24 protein-coding genes and 1 tRNA gene are annotated in these 26,169 nt (G+C 44.5%); 12 read left to right on the forward strand and 13 right to left on the reverse strand.

Annotation, left to right across the window (positions count from 1 at the left end; all coding sequences use genetic code 11):
• Window positions 1-37: 37 nt before the first annotated feature.
• Entirely contained in the window at window positions 38-730 is a 693-nt protein-coding gene (locus tag AZI85_RS15075; RefSeq protein WP_063244847.1) for a class I SAM-dependent DNA methyltransferase, read from the reverse strand.
• Between the two features lie 410 nt (window positions 731-1,140).
• Between AZI85_RS15075 and AZI85_RS15085 the strand changes: the two genes are divergently transcribed.
• From AZI85_RS15085 to AZI85_RS15110, 6 genes are all read left to right on the forward strand, one after another.
• Entirely contained in the window at window positions 1,141-1,572 is a 432-nt protein-coding gene (locus tag AZI85_RS15085; protein ID WP_063244849.1) for a hypothetical protein, read from the forward strand.
• A 145-nt stretch (window positions 1,573-1,717) separates the two neighbouring features.
• The gene (locus AZI85_RS15090) at window positions 1,718-2,194 is read left to right on the forward strand and encodes a hypothetical protein (RefSeq protein WP_063244850.1); all 477 of its coding nucleotides are present in this window, start codon (window positions 1,718-1,720) and stop codon (window positions 2,192-2,194) included.
• Window positions 2,195-2,280: 86 nt separating this feature from the next.
• A complete protein-coding gene (locus AZI85_RS15095) occupies window positions 2,281-2,685 on the forward strand; it encodes an SRPBCC family protein (RefSeq protein WP_063245065.1) in 405 nt (134 codons plus the stop codon).
• Between the two features lie 218 nt (window positions 2,686-2,903).
• Window positions 2,904-3,380 carry a hypothetical protein gene (locus tag AZI85_RS15100; protein WP_063244851.1) on the forward strand — a complete coding sequence of 159 codons (477 nt, stop codon included), beginning with the start codon at window positions 2,904-2,906 and terminating at the stop codon, window positions 3,378-3,380.
• 65 nt (window positions 3,381-3,445) lie between these two features.
• Window positions 3,446-4,234 carry a hypothetical protein gene (locus AZI85_RS15105; RefSeq protein ID WP_063244852.1) on the forward strand — a complete coding sequence of 263 codons (789 nt, stop codon included), beginning with the start codon at window positions 3,446-3,448 and terminating at the stop codon, window positions 4,232-4,234.
• 125 nt (window positions 4,235-4,359) lie between these two features.
• Window positions 4,360-4,764 (forward strand): SRPBCC domain-containing protein, encoded by a 405-nt coding sequence (locus tag AZI85_RS15110; protein WP_063244853.1) that lies wholly within the window; start codon window positions 4,360-4,362, stop codon window positions 4,762-4,764.
• A gap of 20 nt (window positions 4,765-4,784) precedes the next feature.
• On the opposite strand, the gene AZI85_RS15115 is transcribed toward AZI85_RS15110, so the two are convergent.
• The 5 genes from AZI85_RS15115 to AZI85_RS15135 all read right to left on the reverse strand — a co-directional run bounded on the left by AZI85_RS15115 (window position 4,785) and on the right by AZI85_RS15135 (window position 9,074).
• Entirely contained in the window at window positions 4,785-5,321 is a 537-nt protein-coding gene (locus AZI85_RS15115) for a GNAT family N-acetyltransferase (protein ID WP_172795343.1), read from the reverse strand.
• A 133-nt stretch (window positions 5,322-5,454) separates the two neighbouring features.
• Window positions 5,455-5,545: transfer RNA gene (locus AZI85_RS15120), tRNA-Ser, on the reverse strand.
• 76 nt (window positions 5,546-5,621) lie between these two features.
• The gene (locus AZI85_RS15125; protein ID WP_063244854.1) at window positions 5,622-6,665 is read right to left on the reverse strand and encodes a linear amide C-N hydrolase; all 1,044 of its coding nucleotides are present in this window, start codon (window positions 6,663-6,665) and stop codon (window positions 5,622-5,624) included.
• Window positions 6,666-6,801: 136 nt separating this feature from the next.
• Entirely contained in the window at window positions 6,802-7,218 is a 417-nt protein-coding gene (locus AZI85_RS15130) for a GFA family protein (protein WP_063244855.1), read from the reverse strand.
• A 53-nt stretch (window positions 7,219-7,271) separates the two neighbouring features.
• A complete protein-coding gene (locus AZI85_RS15135) occupies window positions 7,272-9,074 on the reverse strand; it encodes a glycoside hydrolase family 15 protein (RefSeq protein ID WP_063244856.1) in 1,803 nt (600 codons plus the stop codon).
• Window positions 9,075-9,126: 52 nt separating this feature from the next.
• On the opposite strand from AZI85_RS15135, the gene AZI85_RS15140 reads away from it, so the two are divergent.
• On the forward strand, window positions 9,127-11,373 hold the full coding sequence (locus AZI85_RS15140) for a bifunctional alpha,alpha-trehalose-phosphate synthase (UDP-forming)/trehalose-phosphatase (protein WP_063244857.1): 2,247 nt from the start codon (window positions 9,127-9,129) through the stop codon (window positions 11,371-11,373).
• Here the strand turns inward: AZI85_RS15140 and mqo are convergent.
• Window positions 11,363-12,952: a malate dehydrogenase (quinone) gene (gene mqo, locus AZI85_RS15145; RefSeq protein ID WP_063244858.1), complete on the reverse strand. Its 1,590-nt coding sequence runs from the start codon at window positions 12,950-12,952 to the stop codon at window positions 11,363-11,365. The two genes, AZI85_RS15140 and mqo, sit on opposite strands and share 11 nt — an antisense overlap.
• Window positions 12,953-13,033: 81 nt before the next feature.
• On the reverse strand, window positions 13,034-15,403 hold the full coding sequence (locus tag AZI85_RS15150; protein WP_063244859.1) for a PAS domain-containing protein: 2,370 nt from the start codon (window positions 15,401-15,403) through the stop codon (window positions 13,034-13,036).
• A 142-nt stretch (window positions 15,404-15,545) separates the two neighbouring features.
• Between AZI85_RS15150 and AZI85_RS15155 the strand changes: the two genes are divergently transcribed.
• Complete coding sequence (locus tag AZI85_RS15155; RefSeq protein WP_063244860.1) at window positions 15,546-16,622, forward strand: NAD(P)H-dependent flavin oxidoreductase; 1,077 nt, start codon at window positions 15,546-15,548, stop codon at window positions 16,620-16,622.
• Between the two features lie 7 nt (window positions 16,623-16,629).
• On the opposite strand, the gene AZI85_RS15160 is transcribed toward AZI85_RS15155, so the two are convergent.
• Complete coding sequence (locus AZI85_RS15160) at window positions 16,630-17,379, reverse strand: substrate-binding periplasmic protein (RefSeq protein WP_063244861.1); 750 nt, start codon at window positions 17,377-17,379, stop codon at window positions 16,630-16,632.
• Between the two features lie 108 nt (window positions 17,380-17,487).
• A complete protein-coding gene (locus tag AZI85_RS15165; protein ID WP_063244862.1) occupies window positions 17,488-19,212 on the reverse strand; it encodes a DEAD/DEAH box helicase in 1,725 nt (574 codons plus the stop codon).
• A 76-nt stretch (window positions 19,213-19,288) separates the two neighbouring features.
• Here AZI85_RS15165 and AZI85_RS15170 point away from each other — a divergent pair, with 76 nt between their 5' ends.
• Entirely contained in the window at window positions 19,289-20,221 is a 933-nt protein-coding gene (locus AZI85_RS15170; protein ID WP_253721024.1) for a hypothetical protein, read from the forward strand.
• A 49-nt stretch (window positions 20,222-20,270) separates the two neighbouring features.
• Here the strand turns inward: AZI85_RS15170 and AZI85_RS15175 are convergent, their stop codons facing one another.
• The gene (locus AZI85_RS15175; RefSeq protein WP_063244863.1) at window positions 20,271-21,002 is read right to left on the reverse strand and encodes a transglycosylase SLT domain-containing protein; all 732 of its coding nucleotides are present in this window, start codon (window positions 21,000-21,002) and stop codon (window positions 20,271-20,273) included.
• A gap of 229 nt (window positions 21,003-21,231) precedes the next feature.
• Here AZI85_RS15175 and AZI85_RS15180 point away from each other — a divergent pair, with 229 nt between their 5' ends.
• Together AZI85_RS15180 and AZI85_RS15185 are read left to right on the forward strand one after the other, a co-directional pair.
• Window positions 21,232-22,467, forward strand: coding sequence for a multidrug effflux MFS transporter (locus AZI85_RS15180; protein ID WP_063244864.1), 1,236 nt, complete (start codon window positions 21,232-21,234; stop codon window positions 22,465-22,467).
• Window positions 22,468-22,509: 42 nt separating this feature from the next.
• A complete protein-coding gene (locus tag AZI85_RS15185; protein ID WP_063244865.1) occupies window positions 22,510-23,121 on the forward strand; it encodes a 16S rRNA (guanine(527)-N(7))-methyltransferase RsmG in 612 nt (203 codons plus the stop codon).
• Here the strand turns inward: AZI85_RS15185 and AZI85_RS15190 are convergent.
• Complete coding sequence (locus AZI85_RS15190; protein WP_172795344.1) at window positions 23,107-24,360, reverse strand: aminopeptidase P N-terminal domain-containing protein; 1,254 nt, start codon at window positions 24,358-24,360, stop codon at window positions 23,107-23,109. The genes AZI85_RS15185 and AZI85_RS15190 overlap by 15 nt on opposite strands.
• Before the next feature lie 102 nt (window positions 24,361-24,462).
• On the opposite strand from AZI85_RS15190, the gene AZI85_RS15195 reads away from it, so the two are divergent.
• Window positions 24,463-25,182, forward strand: a complete 720-nt coding sequence (locus AZI85_RS15195; protein WP_063244867.1) for a helix-turn-helix domain-containing protein — start codon at window positions 24,463-24,465, stop codon at window positions 25,180-25,182.
• Here AZI85_RS15195 and AZI85_RS15200 read toward each other — a convergent pair.
• Window positions 25,179-26,162, reverse strand: a complete 984-nt coding sequence (locus tag AZI85_RS15200; RefSeq protein WP_063244868.1) for an NAD(P)H-quinone oxidoreductase — start codon at window positions 26,160-26,162, stop codon at window positions 25,179-25,181. The genes AZI85_RS15195 and AZI85_RS15200 overlap by 4 nt on opposite strands.
• Between the last annotated feature and the right edge of the window lie 7 nt (window positions 26,163-26,169).

A 26,169-nucleotide genomic window follows, 5' to 3' on the forward strand; every position in this document is an offset into this window, starting at 1 on the left:
GAAAGTTTAATTACCTTCTGAGTCATGAGTCTTCTTTCTAGGGGCGACTCCAAACATAGCCGTAGCTCACAGGATAGTCTCTGAACTTTTCCCACTTGGGTTTGACTTTGACCCAATCGTCATTGATCAAACCTTCGTGCATTTCTTCAAGTCTCCAGCCCGCAGCCATCGCGGCTCTGACATGGTCGCTGATAAGATGCAGATTTGTTTCGATGGCTTTCGAGTTTCCTTCTTTGTCTTTAAAATGGGTCGGCATTCCTGTCATAAAAAAGAAAGGATGCATTCCCACAACGACGAACTTTGCTCCAGGCTTAGCAAGTCGATGAGCCTCTTCATAGACGGGCTTTAAATTTTTAAGATGTTCATCAACTAAACTCATGACGAGAAGATCATAGTGATTTTCTGAAAGTCCGGTGGATTCAACACTTCCCAATTTCAGTTTTTGATAAATGTTTTTGGCTTTGGCTTTTTCAAGCATCTCGGGGGTTAAATCCAAACCGTCGATGGTGTTTACGCCTTTGCTTTTAAGCCAGACTCCGATTCGTCCCGTTCCGCAAGCAAGATCCAGACAAGCTTTCGAGTCATTCCATGACACCGATTTTATCTGATGCAATGTCTGAAGATCTAAAAGATCAGGTACTGAGTTTTCATAAGTCTCTGCCCATTCGCCGTAACCTTCTTTAGCAGAAACGGTGGGATAATTTCTTTGATCAAATTTTTTGAAATCCATTTTCTCTCCGAGAAATGAAATATGTATCTATTAGACACGTTAGTATGAAATTTTATTTTTGATTTATTTTTTGCTAGCGGACTTACATAAATACTCCTTTTCCCAAAATGGGGAATTTAGAGAATGCCTTCTCTAAAGGAGCATTTAGTTTTTTTGGATGCTGATACAGCAACTGGAGCTTCGCCAAAGCTCAAGACTGAATCTACCTGCATTTTATAAAAGGATCAATCCAAAGTCTCAAACAAAGACTCTGCCGAGGCCCCGGCAGATGCCTCCCGAAAACCCAGCAGTTGCCGAAATTCCCGCAGACCAGATCCGTCCTAAGTTATTGAAATCACACGATCTATTAGCTGGCATCGCCAGTGCAATACCTCTTTGTGTAACGCAAACAAATGACAAGGAGATTTAAAATGAAAACACTTATTGCAACACTTATCGTCCTAGCTTCATTCACTGCAAAAGCTGACGACTTTCAAAACGCGGAAGCAAACTACTTACCAATCCCAACTCAGATAGTTTTCAACAATCACATGGATCGCGCGGTCTGGGTGACGATCTATAACTCTATCAGCCGCATCAGTGATAACGCTTGTTTGCAACCGGGTGAATCTACTTTCTTCACTGGCTACTACCCACCTTTCTTTTATCAAGTTCGCGGCGAAGTGAAAGAAAACTTAGACTGTGGTGGTCGTACTTACGATGACATCACCAAAGCAGGAAGAATGACTGGTTGGTATGGCATTGATGCAACGATGTACAGAAAAGGCAATTCGACAGAAATGGATATTCACGATGGGTACAACCCATTGGGTGGCGCGTACCCAGAATTTAATGAGGAGTAAGATATGTAAATACAATCAAAATCCCCGCAAGAGTAAAGCCCTGAGCCGCATCCCGCTCAGGGTTTTGTTTTTAATTAAGACCGTCTCATAAAATTCAACGGTAGCTCTATTGACCACCACTGAAGGCAGAAATAAAATTTGTTCTATGAAAATGATTTCACGAGCGCTCGCTTTAATTACATTTGCATTCAGTGCTAATGGGAAAAACCTTCTGACGATCATCCCAGGTAAACGGTTGAGCGAAGTCTCCATTGGAGATTCTGCCTCTAAGCTTCAAAAGAAAGGCTTCATCAAGGATGACACTCGACAATCTCCTTCCACGACCACATATATGAAAAAGAAAGACTTATTAGTCCGACTGCAAGACGATAAAGCTGTGCAGATTTGGTTTGAAGGTAAAAACTTGGGTGAACTCAGTCTGAACGGAAAAGCCCTACCGGCTAGCGACAACATTGATTCGTTCAAAAATTTCTTCAAAGGTTGTGAAGAGTATCAAGGCTCCGGCGGAAAACTTCTTTACTGCGAAAAACGCGGTATCGAAATTACTTCTTCATGCATGAACGGAAGCGGCGTCAAAATTTCAGTTATTGCTCCAACAGAAGTAGAGAAAATTGTAAAATGAGACTGTCTAAAACGGCCATCACCATTCTACTTACGACATTGTGCGTGTCAGCTTTCGGCAAAAGCACCAAAAGCGCAAAGGATAAAATGACGACCACGTTTCCTGCTAAGCATATCAGCATAACTATCAACCGTCCGAGTGAAGAAGTTTATCAATTCGCCTCTAATCCGGAAAATCTTCCGCAATGGGCGGCGGGTTTGGCGGATGCGACTTTAAAAAAGTCAGGTGCCGAGTGGGTTACGAACTCCCCTATGGGACAGGTTAAAATTAAATTCGTTGAGAAAAATGCTTACGGTGTTATCGATCACGATGTCGAGTTGCCTTCAGGGGAAGTCCTCAACAATCCGCTCCGAGTGATAAAAAACTCCTCCGGCAGCGAAGTGATATTCACACTTTTCCGCAGACCCAATATGACAGAAGAGATGTTTGCCAAAGACGCCGAGTTGGTAACTAAGGATCTTAAGAAATTAAAATCGATTTTAGAAAAGTAGCGATTGAGCTTCGCCTCAACTCGACACTTTTGTATATGCTGGTTTCAATAGATAACACTTTGGCAATGTTGACCTCAAACGTAGAGATTCATTTACTGAAAGTGATCAATTTGAGACAAAAGATTCAAGTGGATTCAATAAATCAGTACCATCAGTTCTAAAACCTCTTTTCTTTAAGGAGGCGGTTGAGCTAAACTCATAAAGAGGTTTACTAGCGCATGCGTTCAGTCATTCTCTTCAGCCTTATTGGATTATTCTCTTCCGGCGCCTTTGCCAAAGCAGGTAACCCTGCAATCACAAAACTTGAATTACAATCTGAATCTTCCATGCAGGAAATCGATGAAAGAGATCTCGAGGCACTTATCGAAGCACTGAATGAATTTATTCAGGCCGATCAAAAATACCGCTCTGATATGGAGCCTATTTTCCGAAACATCCGCAGAGAACTTACGAAGCTCAAAGCAAAAGGTCTTTTAAAAATGGAGTTCGACCCTCGTCGTCTTTCTGATGACGATCTTGCAGAGAAAATTCGCAAGATGACAGCCTACAAAAAGGTCGCGGGACCTTCTGTCTTAGTTAAAACAATTCATGTGGGCATGGTGTGCACGGGTCTTTTAACAGGAAAATGCGGACGTCTTCCAGAAATTCAGATGCCGCCTCCCGCACCTATCACAAGAGCCACGGGAACAAGATAGTTCAAACTGGTCTGGATTATCTTGAGACAGATGGAAAGATTTCCATAAATGCCGATAAGATCTCAATGAAATGGCGCCTACTTTTTATCATCTCGATGGCTCTTATTTTCGCTCATGGCTGCGGCGGAGGCGGCTCATCTTCAAGTGGCGGTGAAACAGCCCAGCTCTCCTTCGTTCGTTCGGTTTTTTCAGACGGCGTTACCGATTTTTCGGTTCAGGTTTTTTATGAAACCGGAGCCGAACCCTATGTCGGTAATATCGGACTGACCGCGAATCAAACTTGGGACATCACGAAGTCGAGTTACTCGGCGCTATTCAGTACGCATACCGGTCGCACGATCACTGTTCCATCGACGCTGGCGCAAATGACGTCGATAGGAACGCAGAACCAAAGTTCTTGGAGTTCAAGTCAGCTTATTAGTCTTGGATCCACCTACGCACAGACGTCAAGTGCCACACAAAGCAAAGTTGCCGTGATTTTTGTTAAGGGCCTTTATGAGGGCAACGCCAATATTCTGGGTCTTCACTTCACTGGATATCCATTTGTGTTTGTCTTCAAGGATGTTGTCACTTCTGTGGGAGGCGATCCCGTCAGTCAGCGCTATGTTGAGCAAGGGACGGTCGTTCACGAAGTGGGACATGCGATTGGTCTGGTGAATCTGGGTTTGCCAATGGTAACGGATCATGAAGATGGCAGTCACGCTCACCATACAACCGACACAGATTGCGTGATGTATTGGGCAGTAACATCGAAATCCAATGTGCTGAACTCACTCGCAGATTTTATTACGGGCAACCAGTTGAACTTGTTCGGCAGCAAAGCGCTGAGTGATGGCCGGGCTTATCACCCTTAATCTTGTGGACCTAGCTCCAGCTGTTTTCTATAATTAAAAAGCGAACACACGAATAAAGCCGAACAGAATCTCGTTAGGTGACTTCGCGCTTCTTTGAGCTATATTACGAACTCACGAGGCAAAAGATGTGTAAAACAATAAAACAAAAGGTTCACTTTAAGGCTCCCCCTGAAGTGATTTACAGTTTACTCACAGACTCCAAAAAGTATGCGTCCTTAACAGGTAAAAAAGCTAAAATCGGAAAATCAGCCGGAGCTCCATTTTCAGTTTATGGAGGACAGGCAACAGGAATCATGGTCGAGCTGGTTCGAAATAAAAGAATCGTCCAGGCTTGGAGAGGCCATAGCTTCCCTGAAGGTATATTCTCAATGGCGACTTTCAACTTAAAGCCGACCAGTAAAAACGGCACTGAACTTATCCTGATTCATCGAGGCGTGCCTAAGGAAATGATTCCCTCGATTGAGCTGGGATGGCGCAAATACAACTGGGACCCGATAAGGAGCTATTTGGAAAAACAAGAAGATAAATAGGGAATGACGGAAAGAATTTTTTAGATTCCAAATTCCGGGGGATACTTAACACATCCCGAAGCATCAGCAAGAGCGTTGGGGTAAAGTTCAATCGCCATAAATGCCTCGTCAGGTACATCCATCGGAGCCTTGATATTCCATAAGGAAGCGGGCTTGTATCCAAATTTTGGATAATACTGCGGATGACCAAGTAAGATAATGGACGTAAATCCAAGCTCCTTAGCGATATCGTGGCCTCGTTTGATTAGTAATCCGCCGATACCTTTATTCTGATAAGTGGGCAATACCGACACAGGGCCAAGAGCTAAAGATTTTTGAGATGAGCCATCATCCCGCACAATTTCAATGGGAGTAAAAAGAATGTGGCCAGCAATTTCATTTCCGACCCCACTCGCAACAAGTGAAAGCCGTGGGATAAAATTTTTCGATTTTCGTAGTTTTTCTACCAGAAAAGGTTCTGATCCGTCAGAATGCTCCACATTCTCAAAGGCCTTTTCAATAAGTTTTTGAACTTGCGGAATATCTTCTAAATTTTCTTGTCTGATAGTTATATCCACGTTCATCCCCTTGATCAGTATAGTTGCAAATCATCGCATCGTGCGACTTTTCTCGAACTCTTTCGTTCGAATCGGTCGCCGATGTTCATTGTCTCTAGTTCATTTATTACTGGCTTAGTTTGGAATGTGGAAATGGCGGAGAGAGAGAGATTCGAACTCTCGGTAGGCTTGTGACCTACACACGCGTTCCAGGCGTGCGCCTTCAACCACTCGGCCACCTCTCCGGGACAGGAACGTAAAGAAAAGCCAAGATAGCATTGCGCTTTGCGCTATGCAAGCCTGCGTTTGAGCAAAAACGATCTAAAGTCCCATAAACTTGAAAGGCTCGCTGGGCTTAAATGCTTTGGCGACATTGCCGGCAAAGGTGTTGCGCTGATCTTTTCCTAAATCCAGCTTCAGAACCTTCCCCGTTTTTTCTGAAAAATCGACGTCCTTAAAATCCACCCAGAACGTATTTGGTGTCAGCGCTGACTCAAAAAAATAAAGCATGCGGAGGTGATCAGCAACCGTTCGCCAGCGTGTGGAGGAGATGTTGGGTTGATTCGGAGTCGTGATACCAAAAGGAACAGAGACGTTTCTAATCACGCTAAACACACTGGCGAGCACAACCACGGGGTCTTTACTCTTTGGAATGGCGTTAATATAAAACGAGGCCCTGGCAAAACGATCCGACGCTCGATTCGTCCCGGGAAGCATGACTGTACCACCAATGTCTTTCCAATAACTTTCTAAGGCGAGCTGCTTTTCAAAAGTGGGAGAGTTCGTCATCACTTGATATTCACGTCCATGGTGTATAACAGGCTTTCCTTCAATGTATTCGATGATGGCGCTGTCCCCCGAGGAATCTGAAAGAGATAAATGAAGTGTCGCCAACCGCTCTTGTCCCGGAACATTCGCGGTAACAATGGTAAATGGTTCCGACTTTAAAGCGTCAACGGCTTCGGCGACGGTGGCATAATTATCTAAAACGTATTGAGCCCACAATGAAATCGCGAGCCCTGGCTTCTTACTCAGCTTTGGATATTCGGATTCCACCAGCCAAAGTAAGTTGGTCACTAATCCTTTTTCGTTCATTCCATCCGTTGTGGAAATATCGTAACCAGAGGCAATAACACTTCCATACTTTGATTTCCACTGAACAGAGTTTTTACCCGCCTGCCCGGACCTTTCCATTCCTCTTGGAAAAATCCATAGGTTTGTCATGATATCTTCTTTCCAATCCATCGAACGTGCGGTGATGACATTGATTTTTCCATCTAAATAAACGGCGCGTGTACAAGCCTCTGACTTTGAATAAGTCAGAAGAAAAACCGTGAAAACAGCCACTAATTTTTGAATTGCCATTTGCGTTTCCTTTTTTCTAAGTCTCAGTAAACTTAAGATCGATTATGACTTGTGAATCTTCACCCGTCGTTTAGGAAACACCACTTTGCTAAGACTCACTCTTGCGAAAAAGCAGAAGGCTGCTGCAAACCGACCCCTATGGACCCACTAAGACATTAGGAAACCACACCTCTTGCCAGCGCTGGGTCTTTACATCTTTGGACAGCTTTTTAGGAGAAACGCTAAGCTCATCAGCAAAATTTGCTTCAAGCACACGACTATTGACGGCTCCATAAATACCTGTGGAAGCTTTATGAATGACGGCGGTAAGGATGCCGCAGTTTTTGCAGAAAAGAAATTCCGCCGTCTCGCTCCCCTGCTTATAAAAACCTACAAGGGCTTCGTTGCGGAACTTAATCTTTAGAGATCCTTGAGGATCGGAAACATAAGCGGCATGATGTTTCACGCAAAAATCACAGTCGCAGGCTCGAGGTTGAATCGTTTCAGGTGATGCCGTCATCCCTGCCTCCAACTGAATATTCTTACAATGACAAGATCCTTGTAGCATGTTCATAACGAAAGACTACTCAGGATCCAATTCACAATTCAAGTTTTGTTTCCACAATCTTAAAAGAACGCCGGTGCCGTCAAAGCTTTATCAATCGCAAATGCGCAGTTGATCAGTCCGACGTGACTGTACGTCTGCGGGAAGTTCCCCCATTGGCTTTGAGTTTCAACGTCAAAGTCTTCACTCATAAGACCGACGTGATTTTGCGTTTGAATAATGCTTTGAAGAATTTCCTGCGCTTCCTGCGCGCGACCCATTTGGGCTAAGGCTTCGATATACCAAAAACTACAAGCCAAAAATGCCGACTTCTGATGACCAAAATCATCCGCGTGTTTGTAGCGAAGAAGGAATCCTGGTGAAAGCATCAGTTCCTTTTCAATAGCTTCGATATGTTTCAACGCGATTTCTTTGGGTTTATCATGAAAGTACCCCAGAGTGATCAGCTGCAAGGCACTCGCATCAAGCTCTTCAGAACCCAATGCCTGAGCATAGGCCTGTTTTTTCTGCGAGTAACATTTTTCCAGAAGCTCACTTGCATAGTTCATCGCTTTTTCTGCGCGCACTGCGAGCTCTTCATCGTTCATAAGGCGTGCGACTTTGCGAACCGCAGCACTCCCCGCCCAATGGAACATCAAAGTGTAAGAATGAATCGCTTGTTTGCCACGGAACTCCCACACACCGTTATCGGGTGTCTCCATTGTTTTTTCAATGTAACGCAAAATACTTTTCATCAATCGCACCGAGCTTTGGTCAACTCGTCCCACCAATCGCTCGTCGATAAAAAGTCGAAAGACCGCCAGAAGGATTTGTCCGTAGGCATCGTGCTGGATCTGCATAGAGGCCTGGTTTCCGACACGCACCGGTTTATTTCCCATGTAACCGTGAAGCTCTAACTCGATTTCCGTCATCTCTGGTGAGCCATCTATACAGTACACAGGTTGTAATGAAGCAAGATCATGGGGATTTAGGTTTTCGACGAAGTGAGCATACTTTTCCATTTCATCGAAATGTCCCAATGAATTTAAAGCCGACAACGTATAGTAAGTATCGCGCAACCAACAGAAACGATAATCCCAGTTTCTGCCTTCATCGTGAATCTCTGGAAGACTTGTGGTGCAAGCGGCGATGATACCACCGGTATCTTCATACTGATGAAGTTTCAAAGCTAAAGCGGACCGAATAACTTCTTTTTGAAAAATATGCGGCAAATGACAGTTTTCAACCCACTTCGTCCAATAATTTTTTGTTCTTTTATAGAAGTCTTCGAAAGTCGCTTGCAGGGGGCCTTCTAAAGGAATTCCCCACGATAAAACAAAATATAAATCTTCTGTAACAGTGAATTCTTTTTCTTCGACTATATAGGTGAGCGAAGCATTTGTTGTAAGACGCACGGGTTGCTCTAAACCTTCATATCGAATGTGATTACTTCCCAACATGACTCGAGGCTGAATTTTCCCGTAATCACCGACAGGATTGCATTTCACCGTGATGCGCGGACGACCTGATAATTTTTTAATTTTGCGAAAGAGCATCAAGGGCTTATGATAGCGTTCGAACAAATTGAATCGTGGGGCGAAGTCGATCACCTCAAAGGCACCATCTGTTGTTTCGATGCGAGTCGAAAGTATGTTGGTGTTCTTAATATAAGATTGCGACGACGAAAAATTCTTCCCCGACGGTGTGAATGAAAACTGTCCGCCTTTTTCTGGATCTAGCAGCGGACCAAAAATGAAGCTGGAATCGAATCTTGGCCAGCACAACCAGCTAATATTAGCCTTCGTATCTACTAATGCTGTGTAGGCGCAGTTGCCTATCAAGCCGTGATCATAACGATGAGGTGAACTAAACGTAGCGCTTTCCATTTTCAGACCTTTCTTTGAAACCAAAATCCCATTTCATTTTCGGAGGACCTTGATGTCAGAAAAACCAAAACGAATTTTTATCAGCAACAGATTGCCATTCAACATCACTGCTGACGGCGAACTGAAAAGAGGTAGTGGCGGACTTGTCTCTGCGTTGCTCGGAGTCAGTCTTGATGAGCCGTTTGCCTGGTTTGGTTTTGACACCGACAAAGACGAAGCAGAGCGACTGCAAAACAAAGTCCGCGAAGCTCACCCTCACTTACAAAGTTATCCTGTTTATATTTCGAAAGAAAGATACGAAAAGTACTATGATGGATTTTCTAACGAAATCATCTGGCCTCTTTTCCATTATGAAAGTCAATTGACAGGTTTCATTCGTGAAAATTGGGAGGCTTACAAAGAAGCAAACCAAATCATGGCAGATGAAATTGTTAAAGTGGCAACTGACAAAGATACGATCTGGATACATGACTTCCACTTTCTGCTATTGCCCAAAATGATTCGCGAACGTTTACCCGGTGTGAAGATCGGATTCTTTCTGCACATTCCGTTTCCAAGTGCTGAGCTGTTTCGGCAGCTTCCCGTGCGCGAAGAACTTCTTTCAGCAATGCTGCATTCAGATCTTATCGGGTTTCACGAACATTCTTACTTAAGACAATTTACCGTGAGCTTAAAATCCATTTTAGGATTGGATACTTCTTTCTTTAAGGCTGACTTGAATGGACATACGGCCCATCTAGGAGTTTACCCAATCAGTATCGAAAGCGACGCCTATAAGGCAAAGGCCTCGTCGCCCGAGGTACAGCAAAAATGTGACTACTATGCAAGCGTCAGCAATGTTCCCTTCACTCTTTTGGGCGTGGACCGTTTAGATTATACGAAGGGTTTGGTTTTAAAACTGCGCGGCCTTCATCGCGCATTCACTAAATATCCTGAGCTTATAGGGAAGATTTCTCTTTTACAGATCGCCGTGCCCACGCGAGAAAATGTTCCTGCCTATATGGATCTAAAAAAAGAAATCGAACAGCTGGTCGGTTCTATCAATGGTCAGTTTGGAACTCCCGAATACATTCCCGTCCACTACATCTTTAAATCTATTTCTGAGGTGGAATTACTGGCTCTCTATCGAAGCTCCAACGCGGCATTAGTCACAAGCAAGCGGGACGGAATGAATCTTGTCGCCATGGAATATGTCATGGCCCAAGACCTGGAAACGCCAGGATCGTTGATTTTAAGTGAATTTGCAGGAGCTTCGTCAATGCTCAGCGATGCCCTGATCGTAAACCCTTGGGATGTCGACGCGATCGCCGATGCGATCAAACAGGCGTTTGAAATGAGTTTTGAAGAACGCTACGAAAGACTGTCACATCTACAGGAAATTCTTTCTCGTTACTCTTCTACAAAGTGGGCATTGGCTTTTCTAAAGGACCTAGAACAAATCACCCAGATCTCAAGCAAGAAGGTCGTAGATATTCAAGCACCGCCTGAATCATGGCCGAAGGCATTACATAAAGCTCTGCAAACAAGAAAAATGAAAGTCGTTTTAGATTACGACGGCACTGTCGTCGCTTTAGCCAAGCGTCCTGAGTTAGCCACTCTTTTAGAAGAAACAAAACATCTTTTGCTATCACTTCATGAAAAAATGGAAGTCTTTGTTATTAGTGGACGCTCTAAGGAATTCTTAGAATCACAGTTTGCGGATATGCCTATTGGTTTAGCGGCAGAACACGGCGCCTACTTTAAGTTTCCAGGAGAGGCTTGGCAAAGTCGAATCGCTTCAGAAATTCAGGCGTGGTATCCACAAATTGAAAAGGTTATGAATGATTATTCAGACCGAGTGCCGTTAGCTTGGGTGGAAAAAAAGAGTGCTTCCTTAGTGTGGCACTTCCGTCAATCACCGGCTGACTTCGCTAATTTCCAAGCTAAAAAGCTGCATGATGAACTTCAAATAGGAATGGCGAATGAGCCGGTCTCTATCGCGATGGGTTCAAATATTGTCGAGGCTAAGGCTATTGAGTGCAACAAGGGAAGCTTCTTGCGCTGGCTTCTTCAGTTAGGAAACACAGACGCGGGTTCAATTATTTGCATCGGTGATGACCGAACGGATGAAGATATGTTCAGAGCTCTGGGAGAGACAGGGTTCTCGATTAAAGTGGGGCCAGGCATCACCGAAGCTCATTATCGCTTACGCAATCAGAAAGAAGTTATCGCTTTCCTACATGAACTGGTGATTGCAAAAGCAAGCATCGTCGCTTCCAAACACTTTGAACAGCGTCGCGAAAACGATGCTACCTATTAACAATCTTCTTTTCAGCAGGCAGCTCCTTAACTTTAATAAATTTAAGTTGAAGCTGCTTGCTGCTCCATTCTCGAGTCCTATTTAAAAGGGCTAAATCACTATTCAGTTTCTTTCCGTAAGAGGGAATGATTTCTTTAATTTTAGTTTGCCATTCCGGCGTCTGCATACGTCCCTTAAAAGATCTTTCAACTAAAGTGATCATGATCGGAGCCGCGGTTGAAGCCCCCGGCGAAGCTCCTAAAAGAGCCGCAATGGAGCCGTCTTCGGAACCAACAATTTCGGTACCGAATTCCAGCACGCCGCCTTTTTCTTCGTTCTTCTTTACAATTTGCACTCGTTGTCCCGCGATCTCTAATTTCCAATCGGCCTTTTCAGCGTTAGGAAAGTATTCACGCAGGGTCGCAATTCGTTCATCTTCGCTCAGCAGAAGTTGCTCAATCAAATAACGAGTCAGAGGAATATTATCCAACCCCGCTTTTATCATCGGCATTATGTTGCTGGCATTTAAAGACTTGAATAAATCCCACCAAGAACCGTTCATTAAAAATTTAGTAGAGAAAGTAGCAAAGGGACCAAATAATAAAGCCTTTTTTCCATCAATCACACGAGTGTCTAAATGTGGAACCGACATGGGTGGCGAGCCCACCGAGGCTTTGCCATAAACTTTAGCCTGATGGCGTTCGATCAGAGCCTCGTTCGTTGTCACCAGCCACTCCCCGCCGACAGAAACTCCTCCATAACCTTTTGCTTCGGGAATGCCACTTTTTTGCAAAAGCTTCAAGGCGCCTCCGCCAGCGCCGATGAAGACAAACTTCGCCTTATAAGCCTTGTACGAATTATTTTCTAAATCTTTGACGATTACATTCCAAGTAGAGTCTTCGTTCCTTTTGATATCGCGCACTTCATGGCGCAAATTGATTTTTACATCGGCATAGGTGGACATGTGCTCAAAAAAAGCTTTGGTCAAAGATCCAAAGTTGACGTCTGTCCCAATATCCATGCGAGTGGCCGCAATTCTTTGCGTAGAATCACGCCCCTCCATCACCAAAGGAATCCACTGCCTGATCTCGTCGTGATTTTCTGAGTACTGCATGCCTCTAAAAAGAGGTTCCTGTTGAAGAGCATCGTAACGCTTTCTCAGATATTTTACATTGTCTTCACCCCAGACAAAACTCATGTGGGGAACGTTGTTTATAAAAATTTTGGGATCGGGAAGAACCTTTTGTTGGACTTGATAAGCCCAGAACTGTTTTGAAACTTCAAACGATTCATTAATGTCGACGGCCTTTTTAGTGTTGATACTGCCGTCGGTATTTTCCGGAGTGTAGTTGAGTTCACAAAATGCGGAATGCCCCGTTCCGGCATTATTCATAGCCGCAGAACTTTCTGCCGCCACCGCATCCAATCTTTCAAAGACTTCCAAACTCATCTTAGGATCAAGCTCTTTCAGTAAAGTCCCTAACGTGGCGCTCATAATACCACCGCCAATCAATATGGTGTCGACGGACTTTTCCACTGGCGGGTTGTTTGAACACGCCAGCAAGCTGAAGCACAGTAATAACAAAAACAATCTTTTCATAAATTTTTCCTGTTATAAGAAAACTTCATGTTCGACTGATTTTGTCAGAATCTAAATAGGTATTTTAACATGGCACGCGCACTACGCGCGAACGTAGTGATGAACCATACTGACTAAATCGGCGGAGTTAATAGGTTTCGTCAAATGATCTGTGTATCCAACGCTTAGACACTTTCTGCGGACTTCCGCCATCGCATGCGCGGTCAACGCGATGATAGGTTTTTTATAACCTTTTTCACGCAATTGTTGAGTTGCAGTATAGCCATCCATTTCTGGCATCTGAATATCCATAAGAATGATGTCGTAGTCGCCCTCTAAAGCCTTGGCTTGTGCCACCAATCCATTATCAACAACGTCAGAGTTTGCTCCCGCTCGCCGTAAGAAATGTTTAATAAGGCGTTGGTTGTCAGGTGTATCGTCAACAACTAAGACTTTAATTCCAGTCAAAGGCTTATCAGATTCACCACCCGATTCCGTCGATGATAACGGAGCCACCACCGGAATCACGGCCTTTTTCTTTTCCGGTTGATCGGCAATCGTCACTAAGAAGGTACTGCCTTTGCCCATCTGACTTTCTTTAACAACAACGTCCCCGCCTAACACTCGCGCCAAACGCCGAGAAAGTGAAAGACCCAAGCCTGTGCCACCGAACTTTCTAGTCACTGAACTGTCGGCTTGCACAAAAACTTCAAAAATTCTTTCATGTTGATCGGGCTGAATACCAATACCGGTATCAATGACTTCAAATGCAGCCACTGTCCGGCCATTTTCAGTCTGACCAAAGGTGCGAATAGAAACACTTCCGGAGTGAGTGAATTTAATCGAGTTACTCACAAGATTAATAAGAATTTGCTGCACGCGCGTTGGATCTGAGTGAATTTCTGCTGGAGTCGACGGATCACGTTCAAAACCCAGCTTTAAACCTTTCTCTGAAGCATTCACACGCAAAAGAGAAATCACATCGTGAGCAACGGTTTCAGGTTTCAAAGGCAGAAACTCTAAGGCCATTTGCCCGGCTTCTACTTTGGAAAGATCCAGAATGTCGTTGATAATCACCGTCAGCTGATTCCCGTTTCTTTGCAGGACTTCAAGATAATTTACGCGCTCTTCATAAGGAAGATCAGGATCACGCAAAAGATCGGCAAAACCCATGATGGCACCCAACGGCGTGCGAATTTCATGAGACATATTTGCCAAGAAGGCGGACTTCAGTTCGTTTGCACGGACGGCTTCGCTTTTAGCAGCTTCAAGATCCTTTCGGGCCGTCACCCGATCGGTGACATCGATGGCGTGATCATAAACGCCGTAGGGGTTTCCATGAGCGTCTTTAATTTGAATGTAAGTGAAATCAAAATAGCGTTCTTCAATCGGACCAAATTCAGTGCGACGTATGGGCACAGGGAACTCAACTCCCACAAAAGGTTCTCCGGTTCGGAGTACGTTTTTGACAAGTTCGCCAAATTGACCAAGTTCAGGCAAAGCTTCTAAGAAAGGGCGACCTTGCAGATCCCGTCCCGGGAAAATTTTCTGATACTCACTGTTCAGCTTTTCAAACACCATGTCTTCGCCCACCCACAGGGCCATGGCCGCAGGAGAGACGTGAAAGATGGCATCTAATTTGTGCTGCTCTAATGCGAGCGTCTGTTTTGAAGCTTCCAATTCCTTTCGCATTTCAACATGCGTAGTTACTTCAGAAGCTAAAACCATAACTCCGTTGATTCTCCCGTCGTCATCGCGACGGGCACTGTATGTTAGATTGAAATAACGGATTCGATCTCCTAATGTCACCGGTATCTCGTAGTGATGAGTTGTCACACCTGTGTTATAAACGTCATCAAGAAGCCCGTGCACCTCGACAGATTCGGGCTGCGCCTCGCGCACCTTCATCCCGGTCGCATCAAATCCGAGCAGTCTTATATGCGCCTCATTCACGAATTCAAACTGGTGTTCTGGGCCTCTCAAGATACACACAAGATGAGGTGTATCTTTAAATAGAGAGCGAAAATTACTTCGCTCGTTCTCAACCAGGGCCTTGGCTTTTTCTAAGGCGACTCGAGACAGAACTTTTTCAGTAACATCCGTACCCTCGATCAAAATACCAACGACATTTCCATGGTCAGAAAGAATAGGCTGATAAGTGAAATCCAAAAATCTCTCTAGGCGTCCCAAGGCTCCATTAAAATAAACCGGAACCTCCAAACCCTTGTACGGAGTCTTCGTTTGAGAAACAGTATGCAAAATATCCAGAAGACCCTGCTCTTCCAGTTCGGGCAGAGCTTCTTCGACCCTCTTACCAATAATCTCGTTGTGCCCGATCAATTCAAAAAATTTCTGATTGCCGAATTTAAAAATAAAATGCGACCCTTCAACGAACGCCATAAAGGAAGGCGAATTTTGAAATACCTGAATCAACAAGGTTGCGTTAGACTGATCGAAATTAATGGTTTTCATGGGGTCCTCAAGGAGCTAATCATGCGTACCGATTGGGCTCACATGTGTCTTCCGATATTGCTACGTGTCGCCTCTAAGCTCAAAATAAAACCAGTTTGGGGCGTTACAATATGGCAAGAAAATAGAACAAACGAGATATTGCATGAAAAATTGGCCTGATAACAGAATTCAAAAGCTCTTTAACATTGACGTTCCTCTGATCCAGGCTCCAATGGCGGGTGTAGATTCTGTCGAACTTGCGGCAGAAGTTTCTAATGCCGGAGGACTTGGTTCTTTGGCATGCACTCTGTTTTCAGTCACGCAGCTAAAAGACGAATTTAAAAAACTTCGTTCTTTAACGGCAAGGCCTGTGAATTTGAATTTCTTCTGTCATGAAAATCCAGAGAACACCGAAACCCTGCAAGAAAAATGGAAAAAGCATCTTAGCAAATACTATATTGAGCTCGGCATTGATCCGAATGCTTCCTATGCAGCTACGACACGTGCTCCGTTTAATGAAGAATACTGCTCGGTGGTTGAGGAACTTAGACCGGAAGTCGTCAGCTTTCACTTCGGGCTTCCGGCTGCTGACCTGGTAAAACGACTTCGCCAGGCCGGTTGCAAAATTATTTCTTCGGCTACGACCGTTGCGGAAGCGCGATGGTTAGAAGCAAGAGGATGCGACGCCATTATCGCCCAAGGATTCGAAGCCGGTGGACACCGAGGAAGTTTTCTAACTGACGATATGGCAGCTCAAGTCGGAACAATGGCCTTAGTTCCACAGACAGTGGACGCCGTGAAAATTCCGGTGATTGCGGCCGGAGGAATAACGGATGCGCGAGGAATCGCGGCTTCCTTTTTTCTTGGCGCTTGTGGAGCGCAATTAGGCACCGCGTATCTTTTCTGCCCCGAAGCCAAGGTTTCAAAACTTTACCTGCAAGGGCTTCAGCAGACGACAGATGATCAAACCGTGCTAACGAATGTCTATAGCGGAAAGCCCGCACGCGGAATTCGCAATCGATTCATCGAGCAAGAAGGACCTATTTCAGAAATGGCGCCACCATTTCCTTTCGCTAGCCCTGCAGTAAATCCACTAAGAAAAAAATCAGAGGAACTAGGCCTCACAGATTTCGTGCAGATGTGGTCAGGCCAATCGGCTGCATTAGGCCAGAGCCTTCCGGCTTACGAGCTTACCAAAAAATTGGCACAAGATACTCTCGAGTTATTAGGAAACAAATAAGTCCTGGTTATGGTTTCTTAGGAAGAAGGCTTGTCAGATATTCTTCCGTGTATTTAGAAAAGTCTGCTTCGTGAAGTTCAATGTGTTTCACGATGGCTTGGGCCTCTTCGGACTTTTTTAAAGCCACGCCATAGCGATCAATGACAATGGGTTTCGGATTTAACTGCAAGACGCCTTGATAAGGTTTAAGCTCGGGCTCCGTGCCCATGGTGTACCGGAATACCAATTCGTCAGAAAAGGCAAAATCCACCCGCTTTGTGGCTACTTTTAAGAAGTTGCTAAGTGGGGTTCCCACAGTTTCGATTTTCATTTTTCCGGCTTCAGCCAGTTCTTTAATTCCGTCACGCAATTCTACACCTTGAATATTTCCAGCGGTGTATTTTGCAAGATCAGAAATCTTATTCCACACAATCGGATGATCTTTTCTTTCAATGATCAACCAAGCACTTTTATAAAATAATTTGGTAAAAATAAATTGGTCTGTGTTCTCAATGGTACGCACCGGAACTAAGCCATCTATTTTGGGATCCTTCACCGCATTCATTTTCGCGCGCGTCCATGAAGGTGCAAAAATGACTTTGATGCCGTAGCCTTTCTTTTCCAAAACTTTTTTTAGGCTGTAAAAGACCGCGCCATGATCTGGCATCGCTTCACTCATATGAGGTGGAGCTTCGTGAGTAATAAATGTAAGAACTTTGGGTTTCGCTAAAGCACCGACGGAAAAGAATAAGCTAAGTACAAGTGTTAGATATAGCATGGTCTGTTTAGTATGGGTTTTTAACCCACTGAAGCTCAAGTTACTTCATCTCAATTGGTAAAAAGCCCAGTCATGATGTCAGTAATTTAATTTTAAGATGGACTCATTCTATTCGAAAATTTTTTCGCGTATGGCCCAAAAGTGTTTCACCTTTCTTGCCACAACAAACAAAGGCTTACGAAACTGAGGAACAAACTTCAGCGCTTCGTCGATACTACGAACGAAGATTTTCTTTTCAGGCAACCGGTTGTGCATACGAATGAAATTGAAATAAAAGGCATGACAGTTTTCCTGACTGTCTAAATAAAAATACTCAGTTAAAAACTGCGCACTATGATCGTAATAGCGAACTTCGAGTCGCTCTTGACCTTTTTTATCGTGACCTTTCGTGAAGGTCATAGTTTCAACGTGCAAGACGTGAGCGTCTTTAAGCGACATTGCCTCTTTTAGCTTTTTATCATTGTCTACTAGGATATTTTCGCACGACTTGCAGCTTCGTGCGGCAATGTCGTTCTCGGTTCCGCATTTCTCGCAACGCTTGAAACGAAAAAGAAAACCGCAAGCTTCGATCTCTTGGGTGACAGGATCTTCAAAGGCGGCTTTGCACTTTCGCCCGAAATGCTCTTTGATTGTTCCGTCGTGATCACGTAGCCCCCAAAAGTGATTGATAGCTCCGCACTGAGGACAAGGGACTTCCACAATTTCTGATTCTTTTGAAGGTTTATCTTCGTCAATTTCCGGAGAAAATAGATCGTGCCCTTGGCCCGTATAATCCAAAATCAAACAATCTGTTTTTCCCTCGGAAAGACGCAAACCACGGCCGATAATTTGCTGATAAAGACTGATGGATTCCGTGGGACGTAAGATCGCAATCACGTCGACATGAGGCGCATCAAACCCCGTTGTCAGTACCGACACATTCACTAGATACTTTAATTTGCGATTCTTAAAGGCATCGATAATTTCGTCCCGGTCTGGTCCCGGTGTATCCCCGACGACCAGAGCGGCCACATACGGCGGAAGATTCTTCATAATCTCGATGGCGTGAGTAACAGAACTTGTAAAAATCATCACACCCTGACGTTCTTTCGCCATGTCGATAATATTTTTAATAATAAGCGGCGTGATGCGAGATTGATCTTTTAAAACGGCTTCCACTTGGGCCGCAACATAGCTAGTGCCATGAAGCTTCAAACTTGAAAAATCATAACAGGCAACCGGTGAGTCAATCTTCACTGGCATCGTCAGGTACTTATTTTTAATCATGTAACGAATGGTCAGTTCATAAATGCACTTTTTAAAAAAACGCTCTTCATCCGTCTGTAAAGTCTTGGTGTGTTCGTTGTATTGATAAATCCAACCTAAACCCAATCTATATGGTGTCGCGGTCAAACCTAATATACAGATTTCGGGATTTGCCTTTTGCAGCTTAGAAATCACCTGGAAGTATTGGGTGTCATCCTGAACCGAAACGCGGTGGCACTCATCGATAACTAATAGGGAAAAACTATCAAAAAAATCTTCCGACGCCCGCGCAATCGATTGAATGCTGCCGAAGATCACTTTTTGATCCATGTCCTTGCGCTGCAAGCCCGCAGAATAAATTCCTGCATCCAATCCAAAAGAAATATATTTAGCGTGATTCTGCTCTACCAATTCTTTAACGTGCGCCAAAACCAAGACACGGCCCTTCGCCAATCGAGCCAGTTCGGCGATAACTAGACTTTTCCCCGCACCTGTTGGCAAGACGACCACTGCGGGTGTCTTTTCCTTCCTAAAATGTTTCAGCGTGGCCTGAACGGCCTCTTGCTGATAGGGGCGCAGTTTGTACATGAGTCAGCTATACCAAGGCCGTGGGACAAAGGCAATTTTTAGACAGCCTTAAGATTCAAAGTTACTCTTTTGAAGAGTGACCAAGTTCCTGTCCCTTTTCTTTTTAATCCAATTCAGTCTCAGTTTTGCTCATGCGGAAACGAATTGTTATCTTATCAACGAATGCAGTCGCTTTCGTCGTGATCCTTCAAGTCCGTCTCCGGGAACTCAAATTAAAATCAATCCTTCGGCCGTACCGACGGAAAAAGGATACGGCATCGAAGCTATTTATTTTTCTCAGGAAGCAGATCTTTCTTTGGTGCGAGGCACGGGTCGCATGGGCGCGGCACTTTCTCCTTCCAATAGTGAAGACACATTTTTTGGTGCACCCGGAATAGAAACAACGGACGAACTTTTTCAGCGCAAAGATGAAAAACTAAAATATCCGAATCAGAAAATCACGTTAGCGGCCGCCTTCAATTTGTTAGAGCGAAAAGGCAGCGGTCTCAAAAAGTACAATCTGAAATTGGGACTCATGGCGAAGTATAACAAGAATAGCTATAACGTCACACCTGGAGGAGGCTTAAGCGGAGCTTTAGGTCCTCTTTCATTTGGCTATTCGGTCTACGAGGATCAAACACAATGGGACGCGCGCAGTCTGGGCGGGCCTGCGGAAGAACTTACGAAGTACAAAGTTCAAACTTACAACGTCGGTTTATATTTAAACTCTGTGATTCTTAATTACTCCAACATGTTGCTTAAAACCGAAGATGAAAGTTTTGAAGCAAAAATTAATTTGTATACGGCTAGCCTGACACTGGGAAAATTTATCTTTACCGCAGCTAAACGCGACGAAGATTCTCCGACACCGGCTTATAATTACGAGACGAAAACGTTGGAATACCAAAAAGTGAAAGAAGAGTATTTCGGCGGAATTCAGTATACATTGACCCGAAATCTGATGATTGGTGGTCTGTATAACTATTATCTTTTGCGTGAAGGCTCTATCACGGCGACTTTATTTTTTTAAGAATTCCAGGGCCACTGGGATGTTCATGGCCCTGAAATCCGGTTGAACTTTATTTACAAATAGATAGTTTTTTACTTGAGCTTAAAATAGTTTGGTACGAGGTTTTGTCTCCCGCGCGCAGAACCGCCCAGTAACGAGCGCCGCCACGCCAGCTGCCACTCACTTTGCCAGCTATACGTCCATCACGTCCTACCCAGCGATTCAAGATACGAATACCGCAGCTTAGATTTTGCAATGGATCGTGCAAATCTTTTGAAGTTTTAAAGCCGCAACCGTAAGCATTGCCGCTCTCAATCGAGATTTGCAGCAGACCGCGGCTCACGACACGACGGCCTTGGCTGTCGTTAAATGCCTCCGTGTAAGATGTATTCGTGTTGTAGCTGCTTTCGAAGCGAACCATGTTAGACATGAGGTGAGTCCAATACTGCTTACGTTGAGCATAACTGAGGTTCTTATAGTTCGGGCAGAAAGTGCTTGCGTCTGCGGGGATAACATCCAGCATATCCTGACCAAGTCTATCGAGTTCATTGTTAACGTGAGCTGTCCAAGTTTTGCCTGCAGAATTTTTTGCCTCCCAAGAAGGTGTGACATCGCTTCCTGATGTTGGTGGCGTCGTAGGTTCTGTGGGTGTCGTTGGAGTTGTCGGTGTGGTTGGTGTTGTTGGTCGCGTGCTTCCTCCTCCTGATGATGGAAGACGCTGCCCCATTGCCAAGGCGAATGAGGATTGAAGGATGATAAGACCTGCCAATAAAGTGATTTTGTTGTAGATAGCGTTTTTCATACGTAACCCATCGGCGGGCCTTACGCAGAGCTTTACTGTTTTTAAAACTGTCTAAATTGTGATGAGGCTATTATGAACCCGCTCTATATCTTCGAGGGAAATTCGCCCCTTTTTGCCGGAGTTGAAGAAATTATCGACAGGACCAAATAGCCCTTGAATTACAAATAAACTGAATGTAACTATCATCGTTACATTCTCTTATCCGCTCTAGACCTAAGGAATTGCTCCCTTGAAAAATGAAAAGCACAGCTCTCTCTCATTGATTTTGATTCTTGGTGCCCTTACCGCATTAAGCCCGTTCTCGATCGACATGTATCTTCCTGCATTCCCTAAAATGGCAGAATTCTTTTCTACCAACGTATCCGCAATGTCGTTGTCTTTGTCGAGCTACTTTATCGGCCTAGCAGTAGGGCAGCTTCTTTATGGTCCGTTACTAGATCGCTTCGGCAGAAAAAAGCCATTGTACTTCGGACTTTTGATTTACATCTTCGCGACGGTGGGATGTTTTATGTCGAAATCAATGGAATCCTTCGTCCTATTCCGTTTCATTCAAGCCTTCGGAGGCTGTGCCGCAAACGTGGCGGCGATGGCGATGGTGCGCGATTTCTTTTCTCCTAAAGAAAGTTCTAAGATTTTCTCGTTGTTAGTTTTGATTTTGGGCGTATCGCCGCTACTTGCACCGACAACGGGTGGTTTTTTGTCAGTGGTGTTTGGCTGGCAATCTATCTTTATTGCTTTGACGATTTTAAGTATCGCCCTTTTCCTGGTGACAGTATTTTTACTTCCGGAGGGACGTGGTGCCGACACTTCCCATTCTTTGCGTCCCGGAAAAATTCTTTTGAATTATATTTCCATTATCAAGGATCCGCAGTTTTCGACATATGCTCTTGCCGGATCTGTCGCTTTCGCAGGGCTCTTTGTTTATCTAGCAGCTTCACCGACCATCTTTATGGAAGTGTTCAAAGTGAGCGAGCAAGCTTACGGATGGATCTTTGGCTTTTTAGCTGTCGGATTTATCGGCGCCAGCCAGTTCAATATTCCTCTTTCCCGCGTTTATTCTAATGAAAAAATTCTTTTCGCCGCGTTTTCATTTCTCGCGTTCATGGGCTTTCTTTTCCCGATCGGCGCCGGCAGTGGCTGGTTGGGACTTGCCTCTACGATGGTGATGCTATTTCTTTATCTATCTTCCGTGGGACTTGCTAATCCCAATGCTGCGGCCCTTGCACTTGCGCCATTTAGTAAAAATGCCGGCAGTGCGGCTGCTTTGCTGGGCTTTTTGCAAATGACGGTGGGATCTTTGGCTTCCGTTTTTGTGGGTGTTTTTAAAGCCCAAGAGCTTTTCCCGATTTCGGTGATATTTGCAGGAACGGCATTTTTATCTCTTTTCATTTTCATTCTAGGCAGCCGACGCATCACTAGCAAAGTCGAGGTCAGTGCCGACGATGCTGGATTTGTGACACACTAAAAGCATTCGCCTTTCTAATTTTTTTGCGTTAACTTGGGGACTATGTACTTTGAGTCCAGAATCCCCATCATCTTACAGCTTGGTTTTCGTGAAGAGGCGTTGCCTCAGTTAAAGGCTTATATCGATCTTTTGTGGTCTTCAAACGAAGAGCTCAATTTGATCAGCCGTAAGATGACCTTTGAAGAGTTGATCGACAATCACATCATCGATTGTCTGCTTCCACTGAAGTACTTTCCGACAAATCTAAAAGCAGCGGCTGATTTTGGATCTGGCGGCGGACTGCCTGCCGTTATTTATGCTATCCAGTTTCCGCAGATGCGCTATCATCTTTACGAAAAAAGTCCGAAGAAGCAGGAATTTCTTACGAAGTGCAAAAGCATCGCCTCGAACTTAGAAATCCACGGAGAAATCCCCAAAGACTTAGAGGCCATTGAAGTTGTAACGGCTCGTGGCTTTAAACCTATCGACGTTATTCTTGATGTCAGTCGCACTTACTTCAATAAACAGGGCAAATACTTTTTGCTTAAAGCCCGTAGAGAAAAGATTGATGAAGAAATGGCTTTGGCACTTAAGAAATTTAAAAATGCCAAAGCCACGATCACACCGTTGGTTTCTCCCGTGCTGGAAGTCGAAAGACACTTAGTTCAGCTCTAGCTTAGACCTTAAATTTTCTATTTCTTCCACTTCTTTAGAGGCGGAAGAAAGGATCTCGCAGCCTTGATCTGTCACCACCACGTCATCCTCAATGCGCACACCGATTCCGTAATAAGCGGAACTCTTATCGCGGAAATAAAGTCCAGGTTCAACCGTAAAGCTCATTCCCTCAGAAAGTTTGATGGCGTTTCCGGACTCATCAACGTAAGCCGAAGGGTCATGCACATCCATGCCAATCCAGTGTGAAGTACTGTGAGGCATAAGCTCACTGATTTCACCGGTGATGCCGGCTTCTTTTAATCCCTCTAGCAAAAACTGCTGGGCCGTCTCATGAAGCGAAGCTAAGGTTCCTCCAGGACGGATCTTTTTTAAAACCTCTTTTTGAGCCTTAAGCACGATCTCATAAATAGTCTTTTGCTCTTTGCTAAAAGATTTTCCTACTGGCAGAACGCGCGTGATATCCGCGCAGTAACCCTGCCATTCTCCGGCGGCATCAATAAGAACTGTTTCACCGGATCGCAGATTTCGCTCGGTGGCGCGAGCGTGCAAAGTGGTTCCACGCTCGCCACTGCCGACAATAGTCTCGTAGGCTGTCCAGTGCATTCCTTGTTTCATAAATTCAGATTCTAGGAAGTTTGCAACATCTCTTTCGGAAGCCCCCAGAAGATTCTTCTGAAAAAGTTCCTGATAGACCGCAGAACTTTTTTGCGCGGCCATTCTCATGAAGTCGATTTCATCAGCTTCTTTTTTTTGACGAAGTCTTCCGACCAGTGTTCTTGAATCGCATAACGCCAAAGGAATGCTTGTAAAACGGGATCGACGTCGATTCTGAAAAGAGACCTGCTCTAAAAGCGTGCGATCTAGCCACTCACTTCTTCCCACTGGAAATGCCAAGCGGTCAAAATCGCGAAGATGATCCTGTAGAATGTCCTGAAGCTTACTAACAGCGGCGAACTCGATATTAAAGAGTTTTTCCTGATCCTCTGACATCAATGAATTCACGTCTTCCCAAAGTGCAGAGGCCGCACCAATATGGTCAGAAAGGAAATAAGATTTTTCTCCGGCGACGACTAGATAAGCTTCTGCAACCTCGACTCCGCAAAGGTATAGAAAGTCGGAAGCGACTTTGAAACGATACGCGACAGAGTGCGATCTCATGCGAAGCTCTCCGGAAGGAATCACGAAGAGTGTACGGGAAAACTGACTTCCTAGACTTTGGCGACGATTTGTATATTTCAATGACTGTTCCATGTTTAAAGTATCGACTTAAGACACTTTTACCTAAATAATCTTATTAAAGGTTCCCTATTTGGGTACTATTTGTGAGACCAAGGAAGACATATGGAGCACTCTCGATACCTCGACACTATTAAAAAAATCCTTAAAACTCGCGAGGTCACTTACAACGAGCTTGCGGCGCATTTGAAAATGACCGAATCAGGCGTAAAAAAAATGTTGAACGCAAAAGATATTTCCTTTCGTCGTATTCTGCAGATCTGTGAGGCTTTGGGCATTTTGCCAGGACAGCTATTTTCTTTGTCCGAAAAAAACTTTATTTCGGAAGTCACCCTCTCTAAGCCACAAGAGGATGCTCTTTTAAAACAAAGATCCTTGCTTGCGGTTTATTGGCGCTTAGCCATTGAAGGCTGCGACCTCAATGAAATAGCAGAACTGCAAAAGATCTCTAAAGCGGAACTGAAAAAGATTTTAGATAAACTCGTCAGCTTAGAACTTCTTTCTGTCAGACGCGGCATTTATACTCCTCGCCATGTGGGTAAATTCAAATGGAATGAGGAATCAAACTTAGTGAAAATTTTAAATCAGGAATGGTCAGAACTGACCTTACAAAGAGCTTTAAATAAAAAGAAAGGAGCTTCACATCGTCTTGTGAGCATGAAGCTTTCTGAAGACTCTTACACTCGCTTACAGCAAGGCCTGGCGAAAGTCCTTGATGAAGCGGTACAAAATTCCGAAAATGAAGAGCTGACCCTTTCAAAAAAACAAATGCACAACTTCACCGCGCTGATCGCTACGGTGCCGCAAGGAGTTTTAGACGCTTAGTTTTTAACGATCAGAACAATCTTACCGGTGTGGGCGCTGGATTCCATCAACTCATGGGCTTCCCGAGCCTCATTTAACGGAAAGGTTTTAAAGATCACGGGTTTTAATTTTCCCGCGTTCAATAAAGGCCACACATTTTTTTCTAAAGCTTGGGCTATGCGTGTCTTTTCTTCTACCGAACGGGACCGCAAAGTTGAACCTGTGATTGTCAGGCGCTTCATCATAATTTTTCTAAGATCAATTTCCGCTTTAGTTCCATGCAAAGTTGCGATTTGCACTAAACGTCCTAAATGACCCAGGGCCTCTACGTTACGAATAAAGTAATCGCCGCCAACCATGTCTAAGATAACGTCGACACCCTTTTCTTGAGTCTGTTGTTTGATAACCTTCACAAAATCTTCATTCTTATAAAGAATGACATGCTTTGCGCCGATGTCGTGCAAAGCCTTCACGGATTCTTTTTTTCCGGCAGTCGTAAAAACTTCGGCACCAAATTCACGCGCCATCTGAATGGCAGTGGTGCCAATGCCACCCGACCCTCCGTGAATTAAAATGCGCTCACCTTTTTTGAGATGACCGCTTTCAAAAACGTTCGTCCATACGGTGAAAAATGTTTCGGGTATCGCCGCCGCTTGAATCATGTCTAAGGAATTTGGAATGGGAAGACATTGTCCCTCGGGAGCCGCAACATACTCTGCATAACCACCACCCGAAATTAAAGCGCAGACTCTGTCGCCGATCTTCCAGCGCGAAACTTTTTCTCCGCAGGCGACAACAGTTCCAGCGACTTCCAAACCTAAAATATCGGAAGCCCCCGGAGGCGGAGGATAGCTTCCCTGGCGTTGAGCGCAGTCAGGACGATTCACGCCTGCCGCTGCTACTTCAATTAAAACTTCATGAGCGTGAACTTGAGGCTGAGGTCTTTCAGTGATCTTAAGCACTTCAGGTCCACCAGGAGCAGTCATATCGATTACACGCATATTCACC

The sequence above is a fragment of the Bdellovibrio bacteriovorus genome, from assembly GCF_001592755.1.
Lineage (GTDB): Bacteria > Bdellovibrionota > Bdellovibrionia > Bdellovibrionales > Bdellovibrionaceae > Bdellovibrio > Bdellovibrio bacteriovorus_E.

Excerpts from the sequence above, each read along its gene's own strand:
- mqo (WP_063244858.1), bottom strand. The coding sequence starts at position 12,952 with ATGAAAAGATTGTTTTTGTTATTACTGTGCTTCAGCTTGCTGGCGTGT.
- AZI85_RS15110 (WP_063244853.1), top strand. The coding sequence starts at position 4,360 with ATGTGTAAAACAATAAAACAAAAGGTTCACTTTAAGGCTCCCCCTGAA.
- AZI85_RS15165 (WP_063244862.1), bottom strand. The coding sequence starts at position 19,212 with ATGTACAAACTGCGCCCCTATCAGCAAGAGGCCGTTCAGGCCACGCTG.
- AZI85_RS15075 (WP_063244847.1), bottom strand. The coding sequence starts at position 730 with ATGGATTTCAAAAAATTTGATCAAAGAAATTATCCCACCGTTTCTGCT.
- AZI85_RS15200 (WP_063244868.1), bottom strand. The coding sequence starts at position 26,162 with ATGCGTGTAATCGATATGACTGCTCCTGGTGGACCTGAAGTGCTTAAG.
- AZI85_RS15185 (WP_063244865.1), top strand. The coding sequence starts at position 22,510 with ATGTACTTTGAGTCCAGAATCCCCATCATCTTACAGCTTGGTTTTCGT.
- AZI85_RS15150 (WP_063244859.1), bottom strand. The coding sequence starts at position 15,403 with ATGAAAACCATTAATTTCGATCAGTCTAACGCAACCTTGTTGATTCAG.
- AZI85_RS15125 (WP_063244854.1), bottom strand. The coding sequence starts at position 6,665 with ATGGCAATTCAAAAATTAGTGGCTGTTTTCACGGTTTTTCTTCTGACT.
- AZI85_RS15195 (WP_063244867.1), top strand. The coding sequence starts at position 24,463 with ATGGAGCACTCTCGATACCTCGACACTATTAAAAAAATCCTTAAAACT.
- AZI85_RS15155 (WP_063244860.1), top strand. The coding sequence starts at position 15,546 with ATGAAAAATTGGCCTGATAACAGAATTCAAAAGCTCTTTAACATTGAC.
- AZI85_RS15105 (WP_063244852.1), top strand. The coding sequence starts at position 3,446 with ATGAAATGGCGCCTACTTTTTATCATCTCGATGGCTCTTATTTTCGCT.
- AZI85_RS15090 (WP_063244850.1), top strand. The coding sequence starts at position 1,718 with ATGAAAATGATTTCACGAGCGCTCGCTTTAATTACATTTGCATTCAGT.
- AZI85_RS15160 (WP_063244861.1), bottom strand. The coding sequence starts at position 17,379 with ATGCTATATCTAACACTTGTACTTAGCTTATTCTTTTCCGTCGGTGCT.
- AZI85_RS15095 (WP_063245065.1), top strand. The coding sequence starts at position 2,281 with ATGACGACCACGTTTCCTGCTAAGCATATCAGCATAACTATCAACCGT.
- AZI85_RS15175 (WP_063244863.1), bottom strand. The coding sequence starts at position 21,002 with ATGAAAAACGCTATCTACAACAAAATCACTTTATTGGCAGGTCTTATC.
- AZI85_RS15140 (WP_063244857.1), top strand. The coding sequence starts at position 9,127 with ATGTCAGAAAAACCAAAACGAATTTTTATCAGCAACAGATTGCCATTC.
- AZI85_RS15085 (WP_063244849.1), top strand. The coding sequence starts at position 1,141 with ATGAAAACACTTATTGCAACACTTATCGTCCTAGCTTCATTCACTGCA.
- AZI85_RS15100 (WP_063244851.1), top strand. The coding sequence starts at position 2,904 with ATGCGTTCAGTCATTCTCTTCAGCCTTATTGGATTATTCTCTTCCGGC.
- AZI85_RS15130 (WP_063244855.1), bottom strand. The coding sequence starts at position 7,218 with ATGAACATGCTACAAGGATCTTGTCATTGTAAGAATATTCAGTTGGAG.
- AZI85_RS15135 (WP_063244856.1), bottom strand. The coding sequence starts at position 9,074 with ATGGAAAGCGCTACGTTTAGTTCACCTCATCGTTATGATCACGGCTTG.